This is a genomic window from Salinarimonas sp., assembly GCF_046292825.1.
GTDB lineage: Bacteria > Pseudomonadota > Alphaproteobacteria > Rhizobiales > Beijerinckiaceae > Salinarimonas.
The window spans coordinates 1-2,216 of record NZ_JBKBQG010000095.1; the positions used below are offsets into that span (position 1 = coordinate 1).

Consider the following 2,216-nt stretch of genomic DNA (forward strand, 5'->3'; position numbering starts at 1 on the left):
GCCGCGCAGGCCCAGGCCGACGACGCGCTCGCCGCCGCCCGCGCCGCGCTCGCCGAGGTCGACGCGGTCGCCGGCGCCCGCGACGCGGCGCTGGAGGAACTGCGCGCCGCCATCGAGCGCGAGGAGCGCGGGACGCGGGCGATCATCGCCGCGGGCCTCTCCGCGAACGAGATCCTCGTCGCGCTTCCCGCCGGCGCGCCCTATGCGCCGTCGCTCGCCGCGCTCGAGGCGTCCGGCGCGCCCCAGGAGCCGATCGAGGCCCTGCGTCCCTTCGCCGAGACCGGCGCGCCGACGCCCTATACGCTCGCCCGCGACTGGGCGGAGATGATGCCGCTCCTGCGCCGGGGCGAGGCGCCGGGCGAGCCGCAGGAGGGCGTCGCCGGCTTCTTCCAGGGCGTGTTCTCGCGCGCGGTCACGGTCGAGCCCGCCGAGGAGCTCGATCGCCCGACCGGCCCCCCGCGCGACAATTACGCGACCGTCGGCCAGGCGCTCGCGCGCGGGGACGTTCCGGTCGCGCTCGAAGCCTGGCGCGCCTTGCCCGACCAGTCGCGCGCGCGCTCGTCGGAGTTCGGCGCCCGCCTCGAGGCGCGAATCGCGGCCGAGGAGGCCGCCCGCACGATCGCGGGAGCCGCGCGCGCCGCGCTCCTGTCGCCCCAAGAGAGCCAGTGAGGAAGACCCGACCATGTGGCGCGTTCTCGTCTATCTCGCCATCGTCGCCGCGCTCGCGGCGGGCGCCATCTGGCTCGCCGACCAGCCCGGCCGGGTCGCCTTCGTCTGGGACGGCACGAGCTATTCGGTGGGCCTCGCGCTCGGCGCGATCCTGCTCGTCGTCGCGGTCGCGGGTCTGCTCGTCCTCGAGGCGCTGATCCGTTTCGTGCTCGGCCTGCCCGAACGCGTCTCCGAGGCGACGGTCGGCCGCAAGCGGCGCAAGGGCCTCGTCGCGCTCTCGCGCGGCATGGTCGCGGTCGGCGCGGGCGACGAGGCCTCGGCCCGGCGCTATTCCCGCGAGGCGCAGAAATACCTCAAGGCCGACGAGCCCCTCGTCCTCCTCCTGCGCGCCCAGGCCGCCCAGATCGCGGGCGACCATACCGACGCCAAGGCCGCGTTCCAGGCGATGGCGCAGACCGAAGACACCCGCGTGCTGGGGCTTCGCGGGCTCTATGTCGAGGCGCGCCGCCGCGGCGACCGGGACGCCGCCTATCTCCACGCGCGCGAGGCGGCGAAGCTCGCCCCGTCCGTCTCCTGGGCCAACGAGGCCGTGCTCGAGAGCTATGTCGCCAAGGGCGATTGGAAGGCCGCGCTCGATCTGGTCGAGCGGCGTGCGGCGCTCGGCGTCATCGACAAGGCGACCTCGAAGCGCCACCGCGCCGTCCTGATGACGGCCGACGCCCTCTCCCACGGCGAGGCGGACGAGGACGCCGCGCTCGAGCGCGCCAAGGAGGCGCTGCGCCTCGCGCCCGATCTCGTGCCCGCCGCCGTGCTCGCCGGGCGCATCCTGGCGCGCCGGCTCGAGGTGAAGAAGGCGGCGAAGATCGTCGAGGCGGCCTGGAAGGTCACGCCCCATCCCGATCTCGCCGACGTCTACGTCCACCTGCGCACCGGCGATTCGACGCACGATCGGATGGAGCGCGCCGAGAAGCTCGCCACCCTCTCGACCTGGTCGCTCGAGGGCCGGCTCGCGCTCGCCCGCGCCGCGCTCGAGGCGCGCGAGTTCAAGAAGGCCCGCGAGACGCTCGCCGTGCTCGCCGCCGATCGCCCGCCGGTGCGTGTCTGTCTGCTGATGGCCGAGATCGAGCGCGCCGAGCACGGCTCGGGCGTCGCCGTGCGCGAATGGCTCGCCCGCGCCGTGCACGCGCCGCGCGACAAGGCCTGGGTCGCCGACGGCATCGTCTCGGACCGTTGGGCGCCGATCTCGCCGGTGACCGGGCGCCTCGACGCGTTCGAATGGCGCGAGCCGCCCGAGGGCGCCTCCGCCGCGGGCACGGCCGTGATCGACGCGGTGGTCGGCGATCTCGACGACGCGCCGCGCCAGCCGATCTCGATCGAGCCGCCGGTCTACAAGCAGGCCGCGCTCGCGCCGCAGGCCGCTCCGCAGGAGACGAAGCCCGCCCCGACGCCCGCCCCGACGCCGCCCGCCCCGACGCCGCCACCGGCAGCACCGGCGGCATCCCCCGCGGCGTCCGCGCCGCCGCCGCGCGCCGCGTCCGAGGCGGTGA

At 76.0% G+C, this 2,216-nt stretch carries 1 protein-coding gene and 1 pseudogene; both read left to right on the top strand.

Annotated elements, in window-relative coordinates:
- Positions 1-669: pseudogene (locus ACK4UM_RS20900) on the top strand (hypothetical protein); the annotation flags it as partial.
- Positions 670-682: 13 nt separating this feature from the next.
- Positions 683-2,216: heme biosynthesis protein HemY (locus tag ACK4UM_RS20905; RefSeq protein ID WP_409802987.1), on the top strand; the 1,534-nt coding region annotated here is incomplete at its 3' end.